At 41.6% G+C, this 21456-nt stretch carries 20 protein-coding genes; 15 read left to right on the top strand and 5 right to left on the bottom strand.

Annotated elements, in window-relative coordinates; genetic code table 11:
- The first annotated feature begins 25 nt into the window (after positions 1-25).
- The 3 genes from LP316_RS14135 to LP316_RS14125 all read left to right on the top strand — a co-directional run bounded on the left by LP316_RS14135 (position 26) and on the right by LP316_RS14125 (position 2437).
- Positions 26-439, top strand: a complete 414-nt coding sequence (locus LP316_RS14135; RefSeq protein WP_193021787.1) for an ExbD/TolR family protein — start codon at positions 26-28, stop codon at positions 437-439.
- Between the two features lie 68 nt (positions 440-507).
- Positions 508-1116: an energy transducer TonB gene (locus LP316_RS14130; protein WP_226960852.1), complete on the top strand. Its 609-nt coding sequence runs from the start codon at positions 508-510 to the stop codon at positions 1114-1116.
- 19 nt (positions 1117-1135) lie between these two features.
- A complete protein-coding gene (locus LP316_RS14125; protein WP_193021785.1) occupies positions 1136-2437 on the top strand; it encodes a tetratricopeptide repeat protein in 1302 nt (433 codons plus the stop codon).
- A 123-nt stretch (positions 2438-2560) separates the two neighbouring features.
- On the opposite strand, the gene LP316_RS14120 is transcribed toward LP316_RS14125, so the two are convergent.
- A complete protein-coding gene (locus LP316_RS14120; protein ID WP_116008576.1) occupies positions 2561-2950 on the bottom strand; it encodes a Cd(II)/Pb(II)-responsive transcriptional regulator in 390 nt (129 codons plus the stop codon).
- Between the two features lie 86 nt (positions 2951-3036).
- Here LP316_RS14120 and LP316_RS14115 point away from each other — a divergent pair, with 86 nt between their 5' ends.
- The 4 genes from LP316_RS14115 (at position 3037) to LP316_RS14100 (ending at position 9520) form a co-directional block, all read left to right on the top strand.
- Complete coding sequence (locus LP316_RS14115; RefSeq protein WP_193021784.1) at positions 3037-3777, top strand: transglutaminase-like domain-containing protein; 741 nt, start codon at positions 3037-3039, stop codon at positions 3775-3777.
- Entirely contained in the window at positions 3758-4645 is an 888-nt protein-coding gene (locus LP316_RS14110) for a cation diffusion facilitator family transporter (protein WP_193021783.1), read from the top strand. The genes LP316_RS14115 and LP316_RS14110 overlap by 20 nt, the downstream gene beginning before the upstream one ends.
- Before the next feature lie 487 nt (positions 4646-5132).
- Positions 5133-6359: an efflux RND transporter periplasmic adaptor subunit gene (locus LP316_RS14105; RefSeq protein WP_193021782.1), complete on the top strand. Its 1227-nt coding sequence runs from the start codon at positions 5133-5135 to the stop codon at positions 6357-6359.
- Positions 6360-6370: 11 nt separating this feature from the next.
- Positions 6371-9520, top strand: a complete 3150-nt coding sequence (locus LP316_RS14100) for an efflux RND transporter permease subunit (protein ID WP_193021781.1) — start codon at positions 6371-6373, stop codon at positions 9518-9520.
- A 103-nt stretch (positions 9521-9623) separates the two neighbouring features.
- Here LP316_RS14100 and LP316_RS14095 read toward each other — a convergent pair whose 3' ends face one another.
- A complete protein-coding gene (locus tag LP316_RS14095; protein ID WP_193021780.1) occupies positions 9624-10145 on the bottom strand; it encodes a hypothetical protein in 522 nt (173 codons plus the stop codon).
- 271 nt (positions 10146-10416) lie between these two features.
- Between LP316_RS14095 and LP316_RS14090 the strand changes: the two genes are divergently transcribed.
- From LP316_RS14090 to LP316_RS14080, 3 genes are all read left to right on the top strand, one after another.
- Positions 10417-11838 (top strand): DEAD/DEAH box helicase, encoded by a 1422-nt coding sequence (locus LP316_RS14090; RefSeq protein ID WP_193021779.1) that lies wholly within the window; start codon positions 10417-10419, stop codon positions 11836-11838.
- A 101-nt stretch (positions 11839-11939) separates the two neighbouring features.
- Positions 11940-12722 carry a threonine/serine ThrE exporter family protein gene (locus tag LP316_RS14085; protein ID WP_226960752.1) on the top strand — a complete coding sequence of 261 codons (783 nt, stop codon included), beginning with the start codon at positions 11940-11942 and terminating at the stop codon, positions 12720-12722.
- Positions 12723-13190, top strand: coding sequence for a threonine/serine exporter family protein (locus tag LP316_RS14080; protein WP_193021778.1), 468 nt, complete (start codon positions 12723-12725; stop codon positions 13188-13190).
- Between the two features lie 33 nt (positions 13191-13223).
- Here LP316_RS14080 and cobA read toward each other — a convergent pair whose 3' ends face one another.
- Positions 13224-14021, bottom strand: coding sequence for a uroporphyrinogen-III C-methyltransferase (gene cobA, locus LP316_RS14075; RefSeq protein ID WP_193021777.1), 798 nt, complete (start codon positions 14019-14021; stop codon positions 13224-13226).
- A 190-nt stretch (positions 14022-14211) separates the two neighbouring features.
- On the opposite strand from cobA, the gene LP316_RS14070 reads away from it, so the two are divergent.
- The 4 genes from LP316_RS14070 (at position 14212) to LP316_RS14055 (ending at position 18586) form a co-directional block, all read left to right on the top strand.
- On the top strand, positions 14212-15606 hold the full coding sequence (locus LP316_RS14070; protein ID WP_193021776.1) for a M28 family peptidase: 1395 nt from the start codon (positions 14212-14214) through the stop codon (positions 15604-15606).
- Positions 15607-15657: 51 nt separating this feature from the next.
- Positions 15658-16986, top strand: coding sequence for a M24 family metallopeptidase (locus LP316_RS14065; protein WP_193021775.1), 1329 nt, complete (start codon positions 15658-15660; stop codon positions 16984-16986).
- A 152-nt stretch (positions 16987-17138) separates the two neighbouring features.
- A complete protein-coding gene (locus tag LP316_RS14060) occupies positions 17139-17690 on the top strand; it encodes an HdeD family acid-resistance protein (protein WP_193021774.1) in 552 nt (183 codons plus the stop codon).
- 8 nt (positions 17691-17698) lie between these two features.
- Positions 17699-18586, top strand: a complete 888-nt coding sequence (locus LP316_RS14055) for a YihY/virulence factor BrkB family protein (RefSeq protein ID WP_193021773.1) — start codon at positions 17699-17701, stop codon at positions 18584-18586.
- A 112-nt stretch (positions 18587-18698) separates the two neighbouring features.
- On the opposite strand, the gene LP316_RS14050 is transcribed toward LP316_RS14055, so the two are convergent.
- Positions 18699-20102, bottom strand: a complete 1404-nt coding sequence (locus LP316_RS14050) for a MipA/OmpV family protein (protein ID WP_193021772.1) — start codon at positions 20100-20102, stop codon at positions 18699-18701.
- A 36-nt stretch (positions 20103-20138) separates the two neighbouring features.
- Between LP316_RS14050 and LP316_RS14045 the strand changes: the two genes are divergently transcribed.
- The gene (locus tag LP316_RS14045) at positions 20139-20486 is read left to right on the top strand and encodes a DUF4156 domain-containing protein (RefSeq protein WP_193021771.1); all 348 of its coding nucleotides are present in this window, start codon (positions 20139-20141) and stop codon (positions 20484-20486) included.
- Positions 20487-20590: 104 nt separating this feature from the next.
- Here the strand turns inward: LP316_RS14045 and suhB are convergent, their stop codons facing one another.
- The gene (gene suhB / locus LP316_RS14040; protein WP_193021770.1) at positions 20591-21394 is read right to left on the bottom strand and encodes an inositol-1-monophosphatase; all 804 of its coding nucleotides are present in this window, start codon (positions 21392-21394) and stop codon (positions 20591-20593) included.
- Positions 21395-21456: the final 62 nt, after the last annotated feature.

The following is a 21456-nucleotide window of genomic DNA, read 5'->3' as shown; positions in this document are numbered from 1 at the left end:
CCAAAAAAACTTTAAGGACTTAAACATGCGTTCACAATTAGCAAAAGTCATTCACGAAGCTGAAGAAGCAGAAGAAATTAACATGACACCCATGCTCGATGTTGTTTTCATTCTACTTATTTTCTTTATCGTTACCGCATCTTTCGTGAAAGAAGCCGGTATTGATGTTAACCGCCCTGAAGCGGCGACTGCGGTCAAGAAAGAGCGTGCCAACATCTTAGTGGCTATTAGCGATAAAGGTGAGATTTGGATCAATAAGCGCCGAGTTGATGTGCGTACAGTGCAGGCCAACATTGAGCGATTAAAAGCTGAAAACCCACAAGGCACAGTCGTTATTCAAGCGGATAAGAAAGCAACGACTGATGTATTAGTTAAGGTCATGGACTCAGCACGTGCCGCTGGTGTTTATGATGTGTCAATTGCGGCTGATGAGGCGTAACAATGTCAGCGGCAATTGAATTAGAGCAAACGCAAATAGCAGCTAAAGGGAGTGTTTTTTCCTCTGCGCTGGCGCGTTATATCTTGGCGATAGGCTTAGCGGTAAGCGTAACCTTCTTTTTATTGTGGGGGATGCAAGTGCTTATCAAAGGTGGTAACGATGTGCTTACTGATCCACCAAAAGGCAATGTGCTTGATTTTATTCGCTTAAAGCAAGAAGAAACGCCACAAAAGAAAGAGCGCAAACCACAAAAACCACCTAAGCCACAAACGCCACCGCCACAGGTTGAGCCGATGCAAATGGCTAAAGCGAACCCCAATGCTAACGCGGTTAGCACCAGTTTTAGTGCAGATGTACAAGCCGATACGGGCTTGTCAGGTGGTTTGAGTTTAGCAAGTTCAGATGGTGAATACTTACCGCTGTTTAAAGTTGCCCCGATTTATCCTCGCCGAGCACAATCTCGTGGCATAGAAGGTTATGTTATTTTAGAGTTTACCGTGACTAAAAATGGCTCGGTGCGCGACCCTATCGTCGTTGCATCCCAGCCTGAAGGAATATTTGATAGAGCAGCGATAGAAGCTGCGCTCAAATTTAAATATCGTCCGCGCGTTGTTGATGGGCAACCAATGGAAGTCGCTGGCGTGCAAAACAAAATTACCTTTGAAATAGACGGTTAATAAAGAACAGGAGCAAATGATGAAGCATTTAATGATAAAAAGTGTGATTGCCGGAGCGCTATTTAGTTTGCCCGCGTTAACTAACGTCACGGTTTTTGGACATCATTTCGGCGCGGTTGCTCATTCAACGCAAGCAACCACCAAGGTACCGGCAATGCGCGATCGTGTCTACACACAGTTGGCGCGAGCACAAAAGCTAAGTGAAAACGGTGATAAAACAGCTGGCTTTGAGGTACTTGACCAAGTTAAAGATAACATTGACAGCTTAAATAGTTATGAAAAAGCCATGTTATGGAACTTCTACGGTTTTATGTATTACGGGCAAGAAGATATTGCCAATACAATCAGTAGTTTTGAAAATGTGGTTGCGCAAGAAGCGATTCCTGACACCTTGCGTGTTGCAACGCTTTACTCGTTGGCGCAACTGGCAATGCAAAGCCAAGATTATGCTAAATCGCTTGAATTTTTGAATCAGTGGCAAGTTGCTAACAATAAGCCATTAGTGGCTAATCAGCACATTTTATTTGCTCAGGTGTATTATCAAAACAAGCAATTTAACGAAAGTATCAAACATATTACTAGCGCAGTTGATATGGCTGAGGCGAGTAATGAGTTGCCAAAAGAGCACTGGTTAATTCTGCAGCGAGCAGCGTATTATGAGCTTAAACAACCAGAAAATGTTACTAAGGTCATAGAAAAGTTGGTTAAGCTGTACGAAAAACCTCAGTATTGGCTACAACTTGCCGGAATGTACGGCGAAATTGGCCAAGAGCAAAAACAGCTTGGCGCGATGGAAACGGCGTGGCAAGCAGGCTATATCACTAAACCTGGTGACATTGTGATGCTTGCGCAGTTGTATTTGTATCAACAACTGCCCTTTAAAGCAGCCAAAGTACTCGATGATGCTATCGCTTCAGGTAAAGTAGTACCTGAGGAAAAACATTATCAATTAATTTCGCAGGCCTATATTCAAGCTAGAGAAGATCAAAAAGCGATCCCTGTGCTGAAAAAAGCGGCAGAGATCGCCGAGCACGGTAAATTTGATGCACAGCTTGCTCAAACCTATCTCAATACGGAGAATTGGCAACAGGCAATAAATTACTCCAATAAAGCGATTGCTCGAGGTGATCTCGACAATCAAGGTAATATGTTGTTAGTTTTGGGGATGGCTCACTTTAATTTACAGCAGTTTGATCAATCGCTAACGGCATTTGAACAAGCTAAAGGGATAAAAAGCTCAGCAAAAACAGCTAGTCAATGGCACAAATACGTGCAAAAAGAGCAGGGCTATCAAGAAAAACTCGCCATGCTAAACGAGTAAATTGAACGAAACACAAGGCTAGGTTGCAACAACTTAGCCTTTTTTGTTATTGCTGCAACTTTTACCAGTGCATGACATTTGCAGGTGTCTGAAATGAGCGTAAAGCGGACACTGAGGTTTTAATTACACCTCTAGGGTTCTCATAATCCCACATCTTTCTACTGTATTGTCTGAAGAGCAGGCTTTCTTCATTATTTGAAGCTCGGACTTTAATACTTTCAACTCTTTTATTCGTTGGTTAACTAATTCGAGCTGGTTTGCAATTAGATTATTGACTGAGGAACAGCTTTCTTCTGGTTTATTTTTAAGTTCAACTAGGGTCTTTATATCTGACAATGGAATATCGAGGCTTCGACAATGCTTTACGAACTCTAACTCTTTCAACGCCTTTTCATCATATAACCGAAAATTTCCTTCGCTACGACTAGGCGGATTCAGTAACCCTTCTTTTTCGTAATATCTAATTGTTTGAATGGAACAGCCCGAAACTTTAGAAAGTTCACCTATTTTCATATTTTTTAAAACCTAGCTTGACTCTATAGTTACTATAGGTTTTATAGTTATCTTATGTAAAGCAAAACTACGTAAGTGATGGTGATATGAACGAGACCTATTTATCTGAAACAAATATCTTAAATTTTAGTCACGATGCTATTCAACGATTGATTAAAGAACGAGGCTGGCAAGCTTTAGATGATTACAACAAGATAGGTGCTGCTTACTCTTTTGTTAAAGATGAAATTCAGTTCGGCTATAACCGCAGCGATGATATTGCCGCAAGTGAAGTTTTAGCTGATGGCTATGGTCAGTGTAATACCAAGGGAAACTTGTTAATGGCTCTACTACGGGCGCTCGGTATTCAGTGTCGATTTCATGGTTTCACGATTGATCAACAACTCCAAAAAGGAGCTATCCCCACTTACGTGTTTTGGCTTGCGCCCAAATACATTATCCATAGCTGGGTTGAAGTCTTTTTAGATGGCGAATGGATCAACTTAGAAGGCTTTATCCTCGACAATGATTATCTAAGCTCCGTTCAAGCTAAATTCAGACAAGATAAAGGTGGTTTCTGTGGGTATGGTATCGCAACAACCTGTTTAGAGAACCCTCAGACAGAATGGATGGGAAAAGATACATACATTCAAAAGGAAGGCATTCATGATGACTTTGGTTTATACAACTCGCCAGATGAATTTTACAGCGAGAAAGGCACCAATTTGTCAGGAGTCAAACGCTGGTTATATCAGTCGGTGATTCGTCATCTTATCAATATGAATGTTAATCGTTTGAGAAATGCTAGCAACCAAAGTAGAGGTAAAAATGCACAGCCACAATCATAGCCACCACCATGGACACGATAAAAATGAGCGCATTGGTTGGACATTTTTTCTAAATGTTATTTTTACCATCATTGAATTCATCGGCGGCTGGCTAACCAATAGTACGGCAATCATGGCTGACGCAGTTCATGATTTAGGTGACAGCATATCCATCGGCTTTGCTTGGTTGTTGAGCCACTTTTCAGATAAGCAAGCACCTTCGACGTACAGCTACGGTTATAAGCGCTTGTCACTGTTTGGTGCCTTAATAAATAGCGTTGTTTTAATTGCTGGCTCTATCTTTATTTTGGTTGAGGCAATTCCTCGATTATCTAACCCAGAAATGCCAATGGTAGAGGGAATGCTAGGATTGGCGTTACTTGGGGTGACAGTAAATGGTTATGCCGTATATAAGCTTAAGGCGGGAACCACATTAAACGAAAAGGTATTAACATGGCATCTATTAGAAGATGTCCTTGGCTGGGTTGCTGTCCTTATCGTATCCATTATCTTGATGTTTGTAGATTGGCCTATTTTAGATCCTTTGTTATCTATCGCTTTTACACTTTTTATTTTATTTAACGTTCTAAAAAACTTAAGGTCTACGTTGGCATTATTTTTACAAGCGTCACCTGATAAAGAAACACAAGACAAGATAACAGAAACCTTACTTTCTAAATCAGAAGTGAGAGAAGTACATCACTTGCACTATTGGTCTTTAGATGGTGAAAGTCATGTGCTAACAGCACACCTAGTCTTGAAAGCTCCGTACGATGTACCTAAGTTACAATCACTCAAGCAGCTAATTTCTGAGGACTTAGGCGCTTTTGATTTGTCGCATACCACCATTGAGTTTGAATTTCCCAATGAAATTTGCAGAGATGAGTAACATTTACACTGATTAACTGGCTTAGATTTGTACTCAGAAATTTGTTACATTACCAACGTCTAATGAAGAGAATAGAATATTGAACACCAACATTGCTTTAAAAATACTGCTGATTATATCGATTGTTTTGCAATCGTTCGTTGCTGTATCTGCAAGCATGGAAAGTCATCAGTTAGATGTTGAACATCTACAAACTATTCATGACCACGAAACAGATCATTCTCCTCAGTTAGATAGTAATAACGAACACGATATCGAGGACTGTCACCATTGCGGACACTGTAGTGGCAATCATACTAGTTGGATTTTGGTAAAAGCGTTTACACCAAACCTATCTTTAAATCATTCACATAACTTCAACAAATTAACTTTATTGCCTTTGGGTATTTCCACTAGGCTCTATCGACCACCTATAGCTTAACTTTCTACTCCATACAGTGCGTTTTTGCGCAAACATAATTTGGTTTAAGAAAAGTTAAGAGACATTATGAATATTATTTTTCGAACTACTGGCGTAGCGTTAGTAGTCATTCTTGCCGTGTTTTCAATAAACACAACCTTGGCAATTGAAAGTCAAAGAAACACACAACACGATGAACACTCGCATGAGCATGAAAAGCCTGTCAAAAAAGCTACAGATGAACATGACCATGCAGAGGGTGAAGAACATGAAACCGAGAGTCTCGTTAAAGAAGAGAATCATGAAGAAGGGATTTCCTTAAGTACGGAAAAAATTAAAGTAGCAGGCATTGAAGTAGATGCTGTTTTTCCAAAGAAATACTTGAACACGGTTTATGCACCAGGAGAAGTCAAAGCCAATGGCTATAAGAGCTATCTTGTTTCACCTCGCACAGATTCAGTGGTGATTAATCGCCATGCAAGCTTAGGAGACCACGTAAAGTCTGGACAAAAATTAGTTACCTTGTTCAGCGAAACAATGGCTCAAACTCAAGCAGATTTTTTAATAGCCTCTTCTGATTGGAAGCGAGCGAAAAAGCTAGGAAGTAACAACATAAGCGAACGCACGCTTGTTGAAGCAGAAAACATCTATAAAGGTGTTTATGGAAAGTTAGTAGCATTTGGCTTAACAAAGCAGGCGATTGACAAAATAGCCCAACAAGATAGCGCTACGTTTGGGCAGTACGTGCTCATAGCTGAGCGGGACGGTGTTGTCCTGCAAGATGACTTCATGCAAGGTCAGCGCATTGAAGCGGGTGAGACCATTATGTTACTCGCCGATGAAAACGACCTTTGGGTAGAAGCAAATGTTCCCCCTAACAAAGAGTTAAATTTAGCCTTAGGCAGTCCGGCCTTGATTGATTTAAATGGTTATAAATACCAAGCCAATGTCATTCAAGAAGCTCATACTATCGATCCCATTACACGAACCCGAACAGTAAGACTGTCGGTCATTAATACTGGACATAAGCTTCATTCAGGTATGTTTGTGAAAGTCTATTTTCAGTTCCAATCGAACAGCGAAGTCATTGCAGTACCAGAAGAAGCGTTGATTAGAAGCAGTGATGGTGATTGGACTGTGTTTATTGAAGACCACCCAAATGAATTTAAAGCAGTCGAAGTAACAAGAGGTCGATCTTTTGGCGAATACCGAGAAGTTTTCGGCCTTGAATCTGGAACAAAAGTCGTTACCCGTGGTGCTTTTTTTGTCGCCTCTGAGATAGCTAAGGGCGGCTTTGACCCGCACAATCATTAAGGAGGCCAGTTATGTTTAATCGAATTATTGATTGGTCTATTAACAATAGATTGCTCGTGCTGATCGCACTACTTGCATTGATAGCAAGTGCTGTTATCACCATACCTAAGTTGAATTTAGATGCGTTCCCAGACGTTACAAACGTGCAAGTTGCTGTTAATACCGAATCGCCAGGTTTAGCCGCAGAAGAAGTAGAGCAACTTATCACATACCCAATTGAAGCTGTAATGTACGCATTACCAGATGTAGAACAAGTGCGCTCTATTTCAAAAACAGGTTTGTCGGGTGTCACGGTAGTCTTTAAAGAAGGTACGGATATATATTTTGCAAGACAATTGGTATTTGAACGCCTACAGGCTGCAAAAGAACTCATACCTGCTGGGGTTGGGACACCAGAGATGGGGCCAAACACTTCCGGCTTAGGACAGGTGTTTCAATATTTGCTGATATCAGATGACACAAGTAAGTATGACTCAATGGCGCTTAGAAGTCTGAATGACTGGATCATTAAACTGCTAATAATGCCTGTAGACGGTGTAACAGATGTACTGTCATTCGGCGGGAACGTCCGTCAATATCAAGTTAATGTCGATCCGTCCAAATTACTATCCTACGAGTTAACCCAAGAGGACGTGGTATCCGCGCTTGAAAATAACAACGCCAATGTCGGTGGCTGGTACATGAATCGCGGCCAAGAACAGCTTGTTATTCGTGGTACTGGTTGGTTCGAAAGTGGTGAAAAAGGTATTGAGAATATTCAACAGGTGCCTGTTAAAACACTTAATGGTGTCGTTGTTACTGTTTCGGATGTCGCCAACGTAGAGCTTGGTGCTGAGATCAGGCAAGGTGCTGTCACTATGACCCGCAAAACGGACAATGGCAATGTTGAGAATTTAGGTGAAGTGGTCTCTGGCATTGTATTAAAACGCATGGGATCAAATACCAAAGCGACGATAGATGGTATTAATGCTAGAACAAAGCTTATCAATCAGGCGTTACCAGAAGGTGTGCGATTTGAGCCTTTTTATGATCAAGCTGACTTAATTGAAAAAGCTGTTGCAACCGTGGTTGAAGCCCTTACTTTGGCTTTTATTTTTATCACTGTTGTACTCGCCTTATTTTTAATGAATTTAAGAGCTACGTTTCTAGTGCTTATCTCAATTCCAATTTCTATTGGAATTGCATTAATGGTAATGGCTTGGTTAGGCATTTCAGCCAACCTGATGTCGCTTGGCGGTATCGCCGTGGCTATTGGCATGTTAGTCGATGGCTCAGTTGTTATGGTTGAAAATATGTTTAAACACCTAAACAGACAAATAGAAAGCGAAAGTGCTGATGAAAGTATTGAAGCTAAACAAAAGTTAAAATTGGCAGGCAAAGAAGTTGCTCGCCCTATCTTTTTTGCAGCTTCAATTATTCTCGTTGTTTTTACGCCACTGTTTAGTTTCGAAGGTGTTGAAGCAAAGCTATTTCAGCCAATGGCTATCAGCATTATGTTAGCGGTTGTGTCAGCTATTGTAGTTGCTTTGTTTATTGTTCCTGCACTTGCCACTTTTATGTTTAAGCGAGGGGTGAAAGAAAGGGAAAGTTTGATTTTAAAACCTATCGATATTTTGTATCGAAAGTTATTGAAAATCGCATTAAGGCAAACCAAGCTTGTTGTTTTTGTGTCAATAGCTCTAGTCGCTTCAGCAGCGGCAATAATTCCACAAATTGGAACAGAGTTCGTGCCAGAGTTAGAAGAAGGAACCATTAACCTGAGGGTAACGTTAGCGCCTTCTTCAAGTTTGGAAACAGCGCTATCTGTTGCTCCAATACTAGAAGAAAAGTTGATGGCATTCCCTGAAGTGACTTACGCGCTAAGCCGCATTGGTCGAGCAGAAATTGGCGGCGACCCAGAGCCTGTGAACAACATTGAAATTTACATTGGTCTTAAGCCTGTTTCAGAATGGACAAATGCCTCTAATCGTTATGAGCTGCAAGATCAAATGGAACGCTCATTAGAAGAGTTTCCGGGATTGTTACTAAATTTCTCTCAGCCTATTGCTACTCGTGTAGATGAGTTGTTATCAGGGGTTAAAGCACAACTTGCCATTAAATTATTTGGCTCTGATTTACAGGTGCTAGCAAATAAAGGGCGAGAAATTGAAGCTGCGATTAAGTCAATTGAGGGTGCAAAAGACGTTGCACTTGAGCAGATTGCAGGTGAAGCACAACTTGTTATCGCTCCTAATAGACTTGAGCTTTCTCGATATGGTTTATCAGTTGGTGATGTCATGGAAGTGGTTAAAGACGGTATTGGTGGCGTTGAAGCTGGACAAATTATCAATGGTAACGAACGTTATGATATTTACGTGCGCTTAGATAAAGAATTTAGAGCGAATAGTGAAGCAATTGCCGATATTAGACTGCAATCTCCTACAGGGGCTTGGGTGCGAATTGGTGATGTAGCTTCTGTGTCTTTTGAGTCAGGCCCTCCACAGGTCAGGCGAGATGATGTACAGCGTCGAGTGGTTATTCAAGCTAACGTCCAAGGCCGTGACATGGGAGGTGTGGTTGAAGGTATTCAAGCAAAGATAGCATCAAAAGTAGAATTGCCAGCAGGTTATTCGGTGTCGATTGGTGGGCAATTCGAAAGTCAGCAGCGTGCGCAGCAGCGTCTTTCTATTGTCGTACCGTTGTCATTGGCTTTGATAGCTTTACTCCTTTATTTTGCATTTGGTTCAGTAGGACAAGCGATGCTGATCTTACTTAATGTTCCATTAGCTGTTATTGGTGGTGTATTTTCACTATACGTTTCGGGTCAGTACCTATCAGTTCCAAGCTCTGTTGGCTTTATTACCTTATTTGGCGTGGCGGTACTTAATGGTGTAGTAATGGTGGAAAGCATCAATCAACGAATCAAAGATGGGCTAGCAATATCAGAAGCTGTATTTGATGGTGCGACTTCACGGTTGCGCCCTGTGCTTATGACTGCTATCACATCAGCGTTGGGTCTAATACCTATGTTAATGTCAAATGGAGTTGGCTCTGAAATTCAACGACCACTTGCTAGTGTCATTGTTGGTGGCTTAATCACAGTAACGCTACTTACGTTGTTTGTAGTACCAAGCTTATACAAGCTCTTTTCTAAAGAAAAAATAAAAGAGTTAGTGTCATAGCAAGTCCATTTAGCCCCATACAGTTTTTGTTTTGGGGCTGTTCATACGATTCGTTCCCAAATTACAAAGTCACATGAAGGTCTGTTAATGGCACCAAACAGCCCTAGTGGTCGAGAGGGGTACAACTTGAAAAGTCGTAATCCTTATATATTCCTTTGTAATGTAAAACAAAAGGACTGTTGTCAATATCCATAAATTTATCACCTAAGATGATATCGAGTGATTGAAGGTGCTCATCAAATCTAGACCTATTAGTAAACTCATTAAGCATACCAGTCTCTATGTTAAGAGAGAAAAATACGGGGGTTAAGTCTAACTTAGCAATAGTAAACGTATTGCTGCGCCCATTCTTGGGCCAGTCACAAATTACATTTTGTTTAGGCAGCCTATAACCAAAATAATGGCCTCTCTGATTTTCAAAACCAATCACTGCTGGAGCAACAATTAACTCTCCAGTAGAAGTATTTCTGATACCTCTTTCCTCATCATCTTCGGTATCAAGCTGATATTTGGAACTAAAACACCCTTGAAGTAGAATCAGGCATGTCGCTATTGTGAGCTTATATACCAATTTCATTATTGAAAGTCCGAGTCCTTGTAGTAGCAGTGAATCATTTTTAAACATCAGGTTTCCATTTGGACTAGCCTGATAGTCCGTTATTATAACGTAGTTGAAGGGGCGAAGATGAAGATAAACGACCCTTGTTGGCACAAAACTGAAAATATGATTGAGTTCTAGTTATTAAATCTAAAGATTCAAGTTAAGGCACATTGATATTAACTCTTATTGATCGCTTGCACAGCTTTAGCGCTTCGCGTATTCTTCTCGCCCTTTTGCTAAATCGGCTATGCTTTATGCCATTTAGTGCGATTTATTTACTTGCCTGAGGCGATACATGACATTTTCTTCACTCGAACTCTCTCCTGAAATTTTACAAGCGATTGAAGAAAAGGGTTATAAAACGCCATCGCCTATTCAAGCACAAGCAATTCCGAAAATTTTATTGGGTAAAGACGTTATGGCGGCGGCGCAAACAGGCACCGGTAAAACCGCCAGTTTTGTTTTGCCAATTCTTCAGCAATTACAGCAAAGTAAGCAGCGCGTAAAGCACAATCACACTAAGGTTTTGGTATTAACGCCAACGCGTGAGCTTGCCGCGCAAGTTGGTGAAAATGTTGAAACTTATGCCAAACACCTAAAGGTATCAAGCACTGTGGTTTATGGCGGTGTGAAAATTAACCCTCAAATGATGCGCTTGCGCAATGGGGTTGATATTTTAGTGGCAACACCGGGCCGTTTACTCGATTTATTTGAACAAAACGCGATTAAGTTTGATGAATTAACAACACTGGTATTAGATGAAGCCGATCGCATGTTAGATATGGGCTTTATTCGCGATATTCGTAATATCATTAAACTCCTGCCAACAAAACGCCAAACCTTATTGTTTTCGGCAACCTTTTCGCCAGAGATCAAAGAGTTGGCCAAAGGTGTTGTGGTAAAGCCAACTGAAATTTCAGTTACACCTGACAATGCGACAGCATCTACGATTGAGCACTGGTTAGTACCAACTGATAAAAAGAAAAAACCGGCACTACTTGCCCATTTGATCAAGCAGGAAAAGTGGCAACAGGTGTTAGTTTTTAGCCGCACTAAACACGGCGCCAATCGCTTGGTTCGCTTTTTAGAAAGCCAAGAAATTGAAGCGCTCGCCATTCACGGTAATAAAAGCCAAGGTGCGAGAAATAGAGCGTTACAGGCATTTAAAGATAAAACGATTCAGGCTTTAGTGGCCACGGACATTGCTTCTCGTGGCATTGATATTAGCCAATTGCCAATTGTTGTAAATGTTGATTTACCTAACGTTCAAGAAGACTATGTTCACCGAATTGGTCGAACGGGACGCGCAGGCGTTGATGGTCAAGCGATTTCTCTGGTAAGCGCAGATGAAATAGACCAACTTCAAGACATTGAATACGTGATCCAACAACATATTGAGCGCAGAGAAATTGATGGTTTCATCCCTCATAACCCGTTGCCTGAATCACGTGCTATCAAACCCTATAAGAAGAAAAAGCCGAAAAAACCAAAAAAGCCAAAAGTTAGTGATTCAGCGAAATCACAAAACAGCGACAAGCAAAACGCAGTTAAATCGTTACCGAAAAAGCAAAAGCCCAATAAGCCACAACACAATAAGAGCCGTTCGACTGACAATCAATCGCAACCTAAGGCGAATAAAAAACCAGCGGGCTCGGCTAATAAAAATCGCAAGCACTGGCGAAAAAAGCCCAATAAAGCTTCATCTTCAAATTCATAGTAAGCGATGTTTTAAACAAATTCATACGCTTGGTTTACAGTTAGCGCAAATAAATTGATTAAAATATTAACAATCTATTTGCTCTAGTTGGATTTTCCCTTTTGACCACCCCCGCGCTTTGTGATCAGCAACAATCAACCATTGTCACCCATGTTGTTGAAACGGGTATGCGCTTAATGCAACACGGCGCTGAGAGCAAATTTGTTGAACAAACCTTGATGCGCTTAGGTATCGCGCTAGGTCTTGATAGTGTTGAGGTCGGTATCACCGCCAATGCACTGCTTGTTACTGGTATAGTAAACCAGTGCTGTGTTACCAGTTCACGGCGTTTTTATGATCGCGGCATCAATATGTATGTGGTCAGCGAAATTCAACGAGTAACCATTCGCGTAGAAAAGAAGCAACTCAATTTAGCACAATCGATCAAACTAATGCGACAAATTAAACCATTAAAGTACAACCGTTATTTAGTGATGGTGATGATTGGCTTGTCGTGTGCTAGTTTGAGTCGGCTATTCGGTGGCGACAGTTGGGTTTTTGTACTGACTTTTATTGCATCAACCTCGGCGATGTTTGTTCGTCAAAGCTTGGCTCATCGTCACCACAACCCTTTTTTGATTTTTATGATATCTGCCTTTGTAGCAACTACTATTGCATCAATTGGTGTTCGTTTTCAGTTGGGTAATCAACCTGAATTAATTATGGCCGCTTCGGTATTGCTATTAGTACCGGGCTTTCCACTGATCAATGCGGTTTTCGACATGGTGAAAGGTTATGTGATCAATGGCATGACTCGCTGGATCATCGCTAGCTTACTAACAATTTCAGCCGCTGCAGGCATCGCATTATCGATGACTATTACAGGTATTCAAGGGTGGTTGTAAATGACTGAATTATTACTCGCACTGGTTGAAGATGCCGTGTTTTCGGCAATTGCTGCTGTTGGCTTTGCCATGGCGTTTAATGTACCACCTAAAATTCTTCCTTTGTGTGCATTAGCAGGGGCAATCGCTCATAGCTTGCGAACCGCGCTAATCTTTATGGGGTGGGGGATAGAGTGGTCTAGTTTAGTGGCAGCGTCACTCGTTGGTTTGATTGGCGTGTATTGGTCGCGCAAGTATATTGTACCTAGGCCTGTGTTTGCTATCGCGTCGGTAATTCCTTTATTTCCAGGTACTTATGCTTTTAAAACCTTTATTGGCTTGTTTAGCATTCACAAACTTGGCTACAGCATCGAGATGATGTCGATGGTCGTGGAAAATGGCTTATCCACGTTATTTATTTTAATGGCTTTATGCTTTGGTTTAGCATTGCCATCAATTGTGATTTATCGTTTTAGGCCGATAGTATAACTTTGCTATTAATGGGCTACGGCGATAAAAGGGCTAGGGTGTTAAATAGCCCAGACCATTGAGGTGTTCGCCATCAAAGGTGTTTACCACATCGCCAATCATGATCAGAGTTGGCGGTTTGACTTGATGTTGTTCAACTAACTCAACTAAGTTTGCTAACGTGCCTTTAAATACTTGCTGATCGGGTTGGGTACCTTTGCGAATTAACGCTGCTGGCGTTGTAATGTCACGACCCGCTTGGGTAATTTGGTCGATAATAATGGGCAGGCTTTTTACCCCCATGTAAAAAACAACGGTTTGCTGTTTGTCGTTTAAGGTTTGCCACGGTAAATCGAGTTCACCGTTTTCTTGAATATGGCCAGTGATAAAAGTGCAAGAGCGGGCAACATTGCGATGGGTAAGTGGAATACCAACATAGCTTGAACACGCTGATGCGGCTGTCATACCAGGCACAATATGGACGGCAACATTATTAGCTAAACAGAACTGCGCTTCTTCACCTCCGCGACCAAAAACAAAGGGATCGCCCCCTTTTAATCTAACGACACGTTTGTTTTGCTTAGCATAATCAACCAGTAACTGATTAATACCCTGTTGAGGAACACGGTGCACGGCTTGTTTTTTGCCAACGTAGATACGCTCGCACTCCTTGGGTACTAATGCCATAATTTCATCACTGACTAAGCGATCATAAATGACCACCTGAGCTTGTGAAATAAAGCGAAATGCTTGAAGTGTTAATAGGTCAACATCACCCGGACCAGCACCAACTAAGGCGACTTCACCGGCAATAAACGCCTGTTTGTGCTCAGCACTGGGGAGCTTGCTCATCTCTTTTACCTTGCGCAATTGTTTAGAATTTTTACTCTAGCCTTAATATAACCATATCTTTGCTAAAAATCACTATTTATTCTTAAATGTAATACATAATAAAAGTTTTGCTTTGATATATCAGCTTGTCTATGGCGAGAATTTTATAAGCTTGTTACTCTGTTGGTAGAACAATAATACGAGATTCAAGATGTCAAAATATAACAAACTAATTGTTAAATATGGTTTTATTAGTGTGCTACTCACCGGCGCGTTACCAGCTATTAGTCAAGTAGTACCACAGAGTGAACAACCAGTGCTGCGCGATATCCAAAAAGCGGTCAGCAGTGAGCGATTAAAAACAGATGTAACAAAGCTCGTGAGTTTTGGCACGCGTCATACATTATCTGAAACAAAATCAGACAGCCGAGGTATTGGCGCAGCAAGACGTTGGATCAAAGACGAATTTGACCAAATTTCTAAAGCTTGTGGTGGTTGTTTAGAAGTGGTTTATCAGCGCAAGACAATCTCGGGAGAAAAGCGTATCCCTGAGCCGACTGAAGTGGTCAATGTTGTCGCGATTCAGCGCGGTAGTATTGATCCTAATCGTTACATTGTGATGTCGGGAGATATTGACTCTCGTGTTTCAGATCCGCTTGATTATACGTCAGATTCGCCAGGTGCTAATGATAACGCGACAGGAGTTGCTGGCGTTATTGAAGCGGCTCGTGTCTTATCGCAATACCAATTTGACGGCACGATTGTTTATGCTGCGCTATCGGGCGAAGAGCAGGGCTTATTTGGCGGTAAAATCATGGCGGAAATTGCCCTTGAAGAAAAGTGGCGAGTAGAAGGTGTCATCAACAACGACATGATTGGCAATATTGCCGGTATTAATGGTGTTATCAACAACACCACGGCACGGGTATTTTCTGAAGGGGTTCGTTTTGTTGAAACACCAGAAGAAGCGCGTTTAAGGCGTTTTACTGGCGGTGAAGTTGACTCGCCGTCGCGCAATTTAGCTCGCTATATTGATGTGATTGCCGACAAGTACATTCCAAATTTAGATACCATGATGGTCTATCGCCTCGATAGGTTTGGCCGTGGTGGTCATCACCGTCCGTTTAATGAAGTAGGCTTTCCTGCGGTTCGCATTATGGAAACCAATGAACACTACGACAGACAACACCAAGATATTAGAATTGAAAATGGTAGAGCCTATGGCGATGTACTATCAGGCGTCGATTTTGCCTTTAACGCTAAACTCACGTCACTTAATGCGGTCAGTTTAGCCTCTTTGGCATGGGCGCCGGCGCCACCTGCCCAAGTGAAAATCAAAGGGGCAGTGCAACCTTCGACCACCTTAAGTTGGCAAAAACTAACGGGTGAACAAGCTAAAAACCTTGCCGGTTATCGCATTCACTGGCGCTTAACTACTGAGCCGACATGGACAAAAAGTCAGTATGTTGGCAATGTTGATAGTTTTACCTTAGAAAATGTTGTGATTGATAATTATTTTTTCGGTGTTAGTAGTGTCTCAAAAGATGGCTTTGAATCACCTGTGGTATTTCCGGGGCCAGCAGGTTCATTTGGTGGTTATGAGTAATCAAATAATTAATTGATTTGATATTGGTCGAGCAAACTTTAAGGACACATCATGAGCAAAATAATTGCAACATCGCTCTTTATCTTCGCTTTTTCGGTGCCAGCATTGGCTGACTGGCAACCACTGCCATTAAGAGAGCGCGCACAAGTAATAGACAGCATTACCGAGCAGCGAATAACAACACTGCTACCGAGGTTAATGAAACAACACGGCGTCGATATGTGGCTGATTATTTCGCGGGAATACAATGAAGATCCCATTATTAAAACGATGTTACCAGCCACTTGGCACTCAGCGCGCCGCCGTACCATACTCGCGTTTATTAATACGCCTGAAGAAGGCTTAAAAGCCTTGGCAATCGCGCCTTATAAAGTGGGTATTGTCTTTGAGCGAGCATGGGATAAGAAAAATCAGCCAAACCAATGGCAGGCACTCAATGATGTGATTAATCTGTACAAGCCAAGAAATATCGCCCTAAATGAGTCTGAGTATTGGGGCCATGCTGACGGCCTAAACGTGACGGATAAACGCGAGCTGATAGATGCTTTACCTAAAGCGTATCATCACAAATTAGTTAGCGCCGAGCCTTTGGCTATCGCTTGGTTAGAGACTCGGATTGAACCAGAGCTGGAAATCATGGAACAGTTAGTCGCCCAAGCACACGCGATTATCGCTGAAGGCTTTTCAAGTAAAACTATTGAAGTCGGTAAAACCACCACTGAAGATATGCAATGGTGGTTTAGAGAAAAAGTCTTATCGCTCAACTTACAAACTTGGTTTCACCCGACAGTTGCCATTCAGCGCAGTGACGCCGCTAAATTTGATCACGAAGATAGCTTTACCAATGGTTATGGTGAGCAAGTCATTCAAGCGGGAGACTTGCTTCATGTAGATTTTGGTTTGAGTTACCTTCGGTTAAACACGGATACCCAACAACACGCCTATGTACTTAAACAAGGTGAGCGGCAAGCGCCTAATTATTTGGTTAATGCCCTGCAAAAAGCCAATTTACTCCAAGATATCTTCACGCAAGAGTTTGCTGAAGGTAGAACGGGTAATCAGGTGCTTAAATCATCACTAAATAAAGCCAAAGCGAAAGGGTTGAAACCTACCATATACACACATCCACTGGGCTATCATGGCCATGGTGCAGGGACGACAATAGGCATGTGGGATCAGCAAAACGGTGTTGTTGGCACAGGCGATTACCCCTTGCATTATCAAACGGCTTATTCAATCGAGCTTAACAATGCGGTTTACCTCAATGCTTGGCAAAAAGAAATTCGGATTATGTTAGAAGAAAATGCTTACTTCGATGAGAGCGGCATACGCTACTTTGACGGCAGGCAAACTGAGCTTTTACTCATTGAAAATAACTAACCATTAATAATATTTACAGCACCTGCAGAGCAGATTTTGTTATCGCTTAGTATCAATGAAGTTACATTATGTAATTGATATTGCGATTAAATAAACCAGAGGCTAACCTTAAATTATCAAATTGTTGATTTAATTAGCTAGGAAATCCATCTATGGAAACACAAGAATTGCTTCGTCCAGTTGCTAAAGTCGCGGGCAAGGTAAAAACGCTAGGTATCGTTGTTTTATTGTTAGGTATAGTGGCGTTACTTGCTCCTAACTTCACAGGCATGAGTATCAGTGTTTTGGTTGGCTTTATCCTGTTACTTAGCGGTATTGGGCGTACTTTATTTGCTTGGCTGTCGCTTGGTTGGGGTTCTACCTTGTTAAAAGCATTTATGGGGATAATAACGTGCCTTGCTGGTGGTTACATGATTTTTAACCCCGACCAAGGTGCGAGAGCATTAGCTATAGTGCTGACTTTTTACCTTTTCGTTGATGGCATCGGTGCTATGGTGTTTGCTGCACGACTCCCCCCTGTTGCTGGCGGCGCGTGGATGATGGTCGGGGCTCTAGCCAGTGTATTAGCAGGTATTTTCATGTGGATGCAATGGCCTGCTTCTGGAGATTTAGCTGTAGGCCTACTCATTGGTATTAAATTATGTATCGATGGTATTGAGTTGATCGGGATCGGTAAAACCGCAGAAGAACTTGCAGGTAGTTAGCTAGATTGATGGCCATAATTCAAAAAATTGGTGATGTTTTTTCGCGAATCAAACAATATATCCGAACACTGGAGTTATGGCTCGGGCAACTTCCTTTTATCGGGGTGTTGATAACCGCTGCGAAAAAAGATGAAAAGGAGCATGGCAAAGATATGGCTGCTAGTGTCGCCTTTTTTACGTTTTTGTCACTGTTTCCCCTGATACTAGGCGTATTATCGATAGGTGGCTACGTGCTCAAATCCAACGATATGGCAATGCGTGTTAACCAATTCATTGTTGGCCTTATTCCAGTAAGCTCCTCTGTAGTGACCAAAATTATTGACTCTTTGGTACAAATACGAGGAACCACGGGGGTTAGTAGCATTCTTGTCTTAATTTGGTCTGGCAGGAAAATGGTTGGGGCTTTAAGCCGAGCGATTAACCTATCGCTTGGCATGAAAGCAAATGGCGCGACTTTCCTATCGACACTAAGAGATTTTGCCCTAACAATTGTTGCCACTGTGCTGATCACTATTATTATTGCGCTATCCCCTGTTTTTGAGCTGCTAGCTAATTCTCAGTCGATATTTTTGGGTAAACAAGCAAGCGCCGTATTAAGTATTTTTAGCCATAATCTTAGTAGCTTAGTGTTGACATTTGTCCTCGTGAGTATGGTATATCGACTGATACCTCACCGAACACTCGGCTTTAGATCATTATTGCCGGGTATACTAACAGCAACTTTTTTAATTGAAGTCGGTAAAGCATTTTTTGTCTGGTACGTTGATAGAGCATCTAATTACAGTGCTGTGTACGGATCATTATCATCGATCGTCGTCTTGATGATCTGGCTGTACTTTTCTTCATATTCTGTGCTTTTTGGCGTGCAAATTATCAGTGTAAATAGAGCAAAATAAAATTAAATGCCGATATTGATAACAGTGGGGGGGAGGCTAAATCATTAGCATTTAGGGCAGGGCATTGCCCCAGCCCTTACCTGACTTTTTAGATTATATCTTTGATCACTAGCTAGCCATTGTTAGTGTGGCATTGAATATAGATGGTATTGACGTTACTGCCACCACTTACGTTACCAAATAAATCTGCAGATGAGAAAATACCTGAGCGATGGTGTACCGACCAACCAAGAAAACAATCTTTCAGGGATTTATTACCGATGGCGTCACCCAAACTAAAGTCCCAGCTCCAATCCAAGTAGTTTAAGAACTTTGAAGCAGAACGGTTTTTTCGATCGACATTTTCTTGTTCAACAATTGGCACTCGTCTCGCGTAAGAAACGCCTTCAGCAATGCCAACTCGCGTTTTGACAATATGCGACCATGGAAACTTGGTGAAATAGGCTTTAAAACCAAGTACATATTCATTAAAGTTATCTTGGTAACCTTTTTCAAAATGACGAGCATAGCCCAAGGTAACGTATGAATCTAACGGTAGCCCTAAAAAACTATCCGCTATTTTTTTACCGACAAAAAGACTGGTCAACCCGGTATTTCTTGGCTCAGGATCAAACATATTTTTAAAGCGCATCAACTCATTGAATTTGGCGGTCGTGAAACGCCCGTGAGCAACTCGCCAATACCATTCACCTTGAGTGAGGCCTTTTAATAAGCTGCTATTTGTATTTTCATCGTATTGGTAGTCATTAAACTCGTAACGATAGGTCAAAAAAGTTTCAAACTGCCCTTCATCAGCAACAATCGGACTGTTTATTTTCGTCTTATCTAACTCGGAGTATTGGAAATTTAAGGCCAAGTAATCATGTTTGGCAAAGTGATAACTAAAATCTAAACCGTATTGCCATTCTATGGCACTGGAAGTGCTATAACTCGGCCTGTCTAGTTGAGCTTCATCAGTTGCGACACCGTAGTAATAATTTGTCAGTGACTGATTTTGGTAGCTTATACCGAGCCAGGGGCGCATGAGTAAGTTGTGATATTCAAACCGCTTTGACCACCGTAGCTGACTATCCCAACCCTTGTGGGTATTGCTGATATCATGGCCAAAATCAAGGGTGAAATTGCCGTAATCGGTGTTATAAGTGGCAGCTATTCGTCCGTCGATTGCATCATTGCGATCTAAACCATCTAATAGTTCAGAGTCTTCTTCATTAAAGCCAGCAAAACGGTATGCGGCAAAGGCACTGACTAACCATTTATCATTATTCACTAAATGAAAACCGGTTCGCGTACCGTCGATAAAAAACTCATCGCCGTTATAGATGATCAATGGCAGAAAATCTTGATATTTATCTTCGCCAATATACGCAAATGTTCCTGTTCTAAGCCCCGCACCAATCGACCAAGTATTACCTCCTGGCTTAAGGTGAAGTTGGGTTACATCTCTGCCGGCATGCAGCTCTTGGCAGAACAAGATCAAGCATAGGCATAATAGAATTATTGTGTTATTTTTCATACTAGTTAGCATAACCTAAAATTAACAATTGGAAAGATGAAAAGATTTTATTTTACTTTATTAAGTATGGTCATTGGCGGTTTAATGGTCGGCTGTGCTACCCAGAAGTATGCTGATGAAGCATCGGTATCAATTGTTTTTGATAATACACAGCTGCCCAATAATTGCAAAAAGCTCGGTGATGTCGTGGGTTCGGCAGGTACCATGATTAGTTATTGGTTTATTCCTGAAACTCAATTACTGCTCAGTGCCATGGATACGCTCAAGCAAGAAACGTTGGCGATAGGTGGGAATATTGCCTACTTACGACAAAATATAGACTCCAACACGGCAATTACGTTATTGGGAGAAGCCTATTTTTGTGACAATAATTCAAATAGTTGAGCGAAAGGTCTCTTAGCGTCAGCGTATAAAGCACTAAAAGCTAAGAGCCTAGGCCTATAGAAGAAAGTTGGGCAGTTCGATCTTACTGCCTTCATCGTTCTATATTACTTTTTCATTGCATCGGTTAAATGAGGGCGAATATCTGCCACCATTTCTTTTAACACTTTCGGGCTTGCAGCAACAATGTTGCCTGATTGCGCGTGGTTTAAGCCGCCGTTAACATCCGTCACTAAACCACCAGCTTCTACTACTAGTAATTCACCCGCCGCAGTATCCCATGGCTTTAAGCCTAATTCGAAATAACCGTCAACACGACCAGCTGCAACGTAGGCTAAATCAAGCGCTGCAGAGCCAGCGCGACGCATATCAGCACATTTGCCAAACATCGTTTTGAACATTTCCATGTAGTTATCTAGGTGGAATTTTTGCTTGAATGGGAAGCCTGTTGCTACGATAGCACCAGTTAATTCTTTTGAGTTTTTAACGCGGATTCTAAAGCCGTTTAATTGTGCGCCTTTACCGCGACTTGCTGTGAACAATTCGCCGCGAATTGGATCAAATACCACAGCTTGATCTAATTTGCCTTTTACTTTTAATGCAATTGAAACTGCAAAGTGAGGAATGCCTTTTACAAAGTTTGTTGTGCCATCGAGCGGGTCGATAACCCATTGGTAATCATTATCGTCACCGTCTACTTTTCCACATTCTTCGCTAACGATTGAGTGAGTCGGGTACGCTTTCTTGATAATGTCGATAATCGCTTCTTCAGCTGCTTTATCCACATTTGTAACAAAGTCATTTAAGCCTTTTGACGTAACTTCAACTTTGTCTTGTTGTTCGAACGCACGAACAATCACATTTCCCGCAGAGCGCGCAGCACGCACAGCAATATTTAGCATCGGATGCATAATAATCACCTATAAAATTTTGTAAAACAGCATGTAAAAGAACAACGCAATAACGCTCAAAA

This window comes from Thalassotalea sp. LPB0316 (assembly GCF_014898095.1).
In the GTDB taxonomy this organism is placed as follows: domain Bacteria; phylum Pseudomonadota; class Gammaproteobacteria; order Enterobacterales; family Alteromonadaceae; genus Thalassotalea_G.
Note: the sequence above shows the minus strand (reverse complement) of the source record. Positions and strands in the feature narration are given on the sequence as shown.

Excerpts from the sequence above, each read along its gene's own strand:
- LP316_RS14050 (WP_193021772.1), bottom strand. The coding sequence starts at position 20,102 with ATGAAAAATAACACAATAATTCTATTATGCCTATGCTTGATCTTGTTC.
- LP316_RS14100 (WP_193021781.1), top strand. The coding sequence starts at position 6,371 with ATGTTTAATCGAATTATTGATTGGTCTATTAACAATAGATTGCTCGTG.
- LP316_RS14060 (WP_193021774.1), top strand. The coding sequence starts at position 17,139 with ATGGAAACACAAGAATTGCTTCGTCCAGTTGCTAAAGTCGCGGGCAAG.
- LP316_RS14125 (WP_193021785.1), top strand. The coding sequence starts at position 1,136 with ATGAAGCATTTAATGATAAAAAGTGTGATTGCCGGAGCGCTATTTAGT.
- LP316_RS14045 (WP_193021771.1), top strand. The coding sequence starts at position 20,139 with ATGAAAAGATTTTATTTTACTTTATTAAGTATGGTCATTGGCGGTTTA.
- suhB (WP_193021770.1), bottom strand. The coding sequence starts at position 21,394 with ATGCATCCGATGCTAAATATTGCTGTGCGTGCTGCGCGCTCTGCGGGA.
- LP316_RS14135 (WP_193021787.1), top strand. The coding sequence starts at position 26 with ATGCGTTCACAATTAGCAAAAGTCATTCACGAAGCTGAAGAAGCAGAA.
- LP316_RS14115 (WP_193021784.1), top strand. The coding sequence starts at position 3,037 with ATGAACGAGACCTATTTATCTGAAACAAATATCTTAAATTTTAGTCAC.
- LP316_RS14080 (WP_193021778.1), top strand. The coding sequence starts at position 12,723 with ATGACTGAATTATTACTCGCACTGGTTGAAGATGCCGTGTTTTCGGCA.
- LP316_RS14055 (WP_193021773.1), top strand. The coding sequence starts at position 17,699 with ATGGCCATAATTCAAAAAATTGGTGATGTTTTTTCGCGAATCAAACAA.
- LP316_RS14120 (WP_116008576.1), bottom strand. The coding sequence starts at position 2,950 with ATGAAAATAGGTGAACTTTCTAAAGTTTCGGGCTGTTCCATTCAAACA.
- LP316_RS14070 (WP_193021776.1), top strand. The coding sequence starts at position 14,212 with ATGTCAAAATATAACAAACTAATTGTTAAATATGGTTTTATTAGTGTG.
- LP316_RS14090 (WP_193021779.1), top strand. The coding sequence starts at position 10,417 with ATGACATTTTCTTCACTCGAACTCTCTCCTGAAATTTTACAAGCGATT.
- LP316_RS14095 (WP_193021780.1), bottom strand. The coding sequence starts at position 10,145 with ATGTTTAAAAATGATTCACTGCTACTACAAGGACTCGGACTTTCAATA.
- LP316_RS14105 (WP_193021782.1), top strand. The coding sequence starts at position 5,133 with ATGAATATTATTTTTCGAACTACTGGCGTAGCGTTAGTAGTCATTCTT.
- cobA (WP_193021777.1), bottom strand. The coding sequence starts at position 14,021 with ATGAGCAAGCTCCCCAGTGCTGAGCACAAACAGGCGTTTATTGCCGGT.
- LP316_RS14065 (WP_193021775.1), top strand. The coding sequence starts at position 15,658 with ATGAGCAAAATAATTGCAACATCGCTCTTTATCTTCGCTTTTTCGGTG.
- LP316_RS14110 (WP_193021783.1), top strand. The coding sequence starts at position 3,758 with ATGCACAGCCACAATCATAGCCACCACCATGGACACGATAAAAATGAG.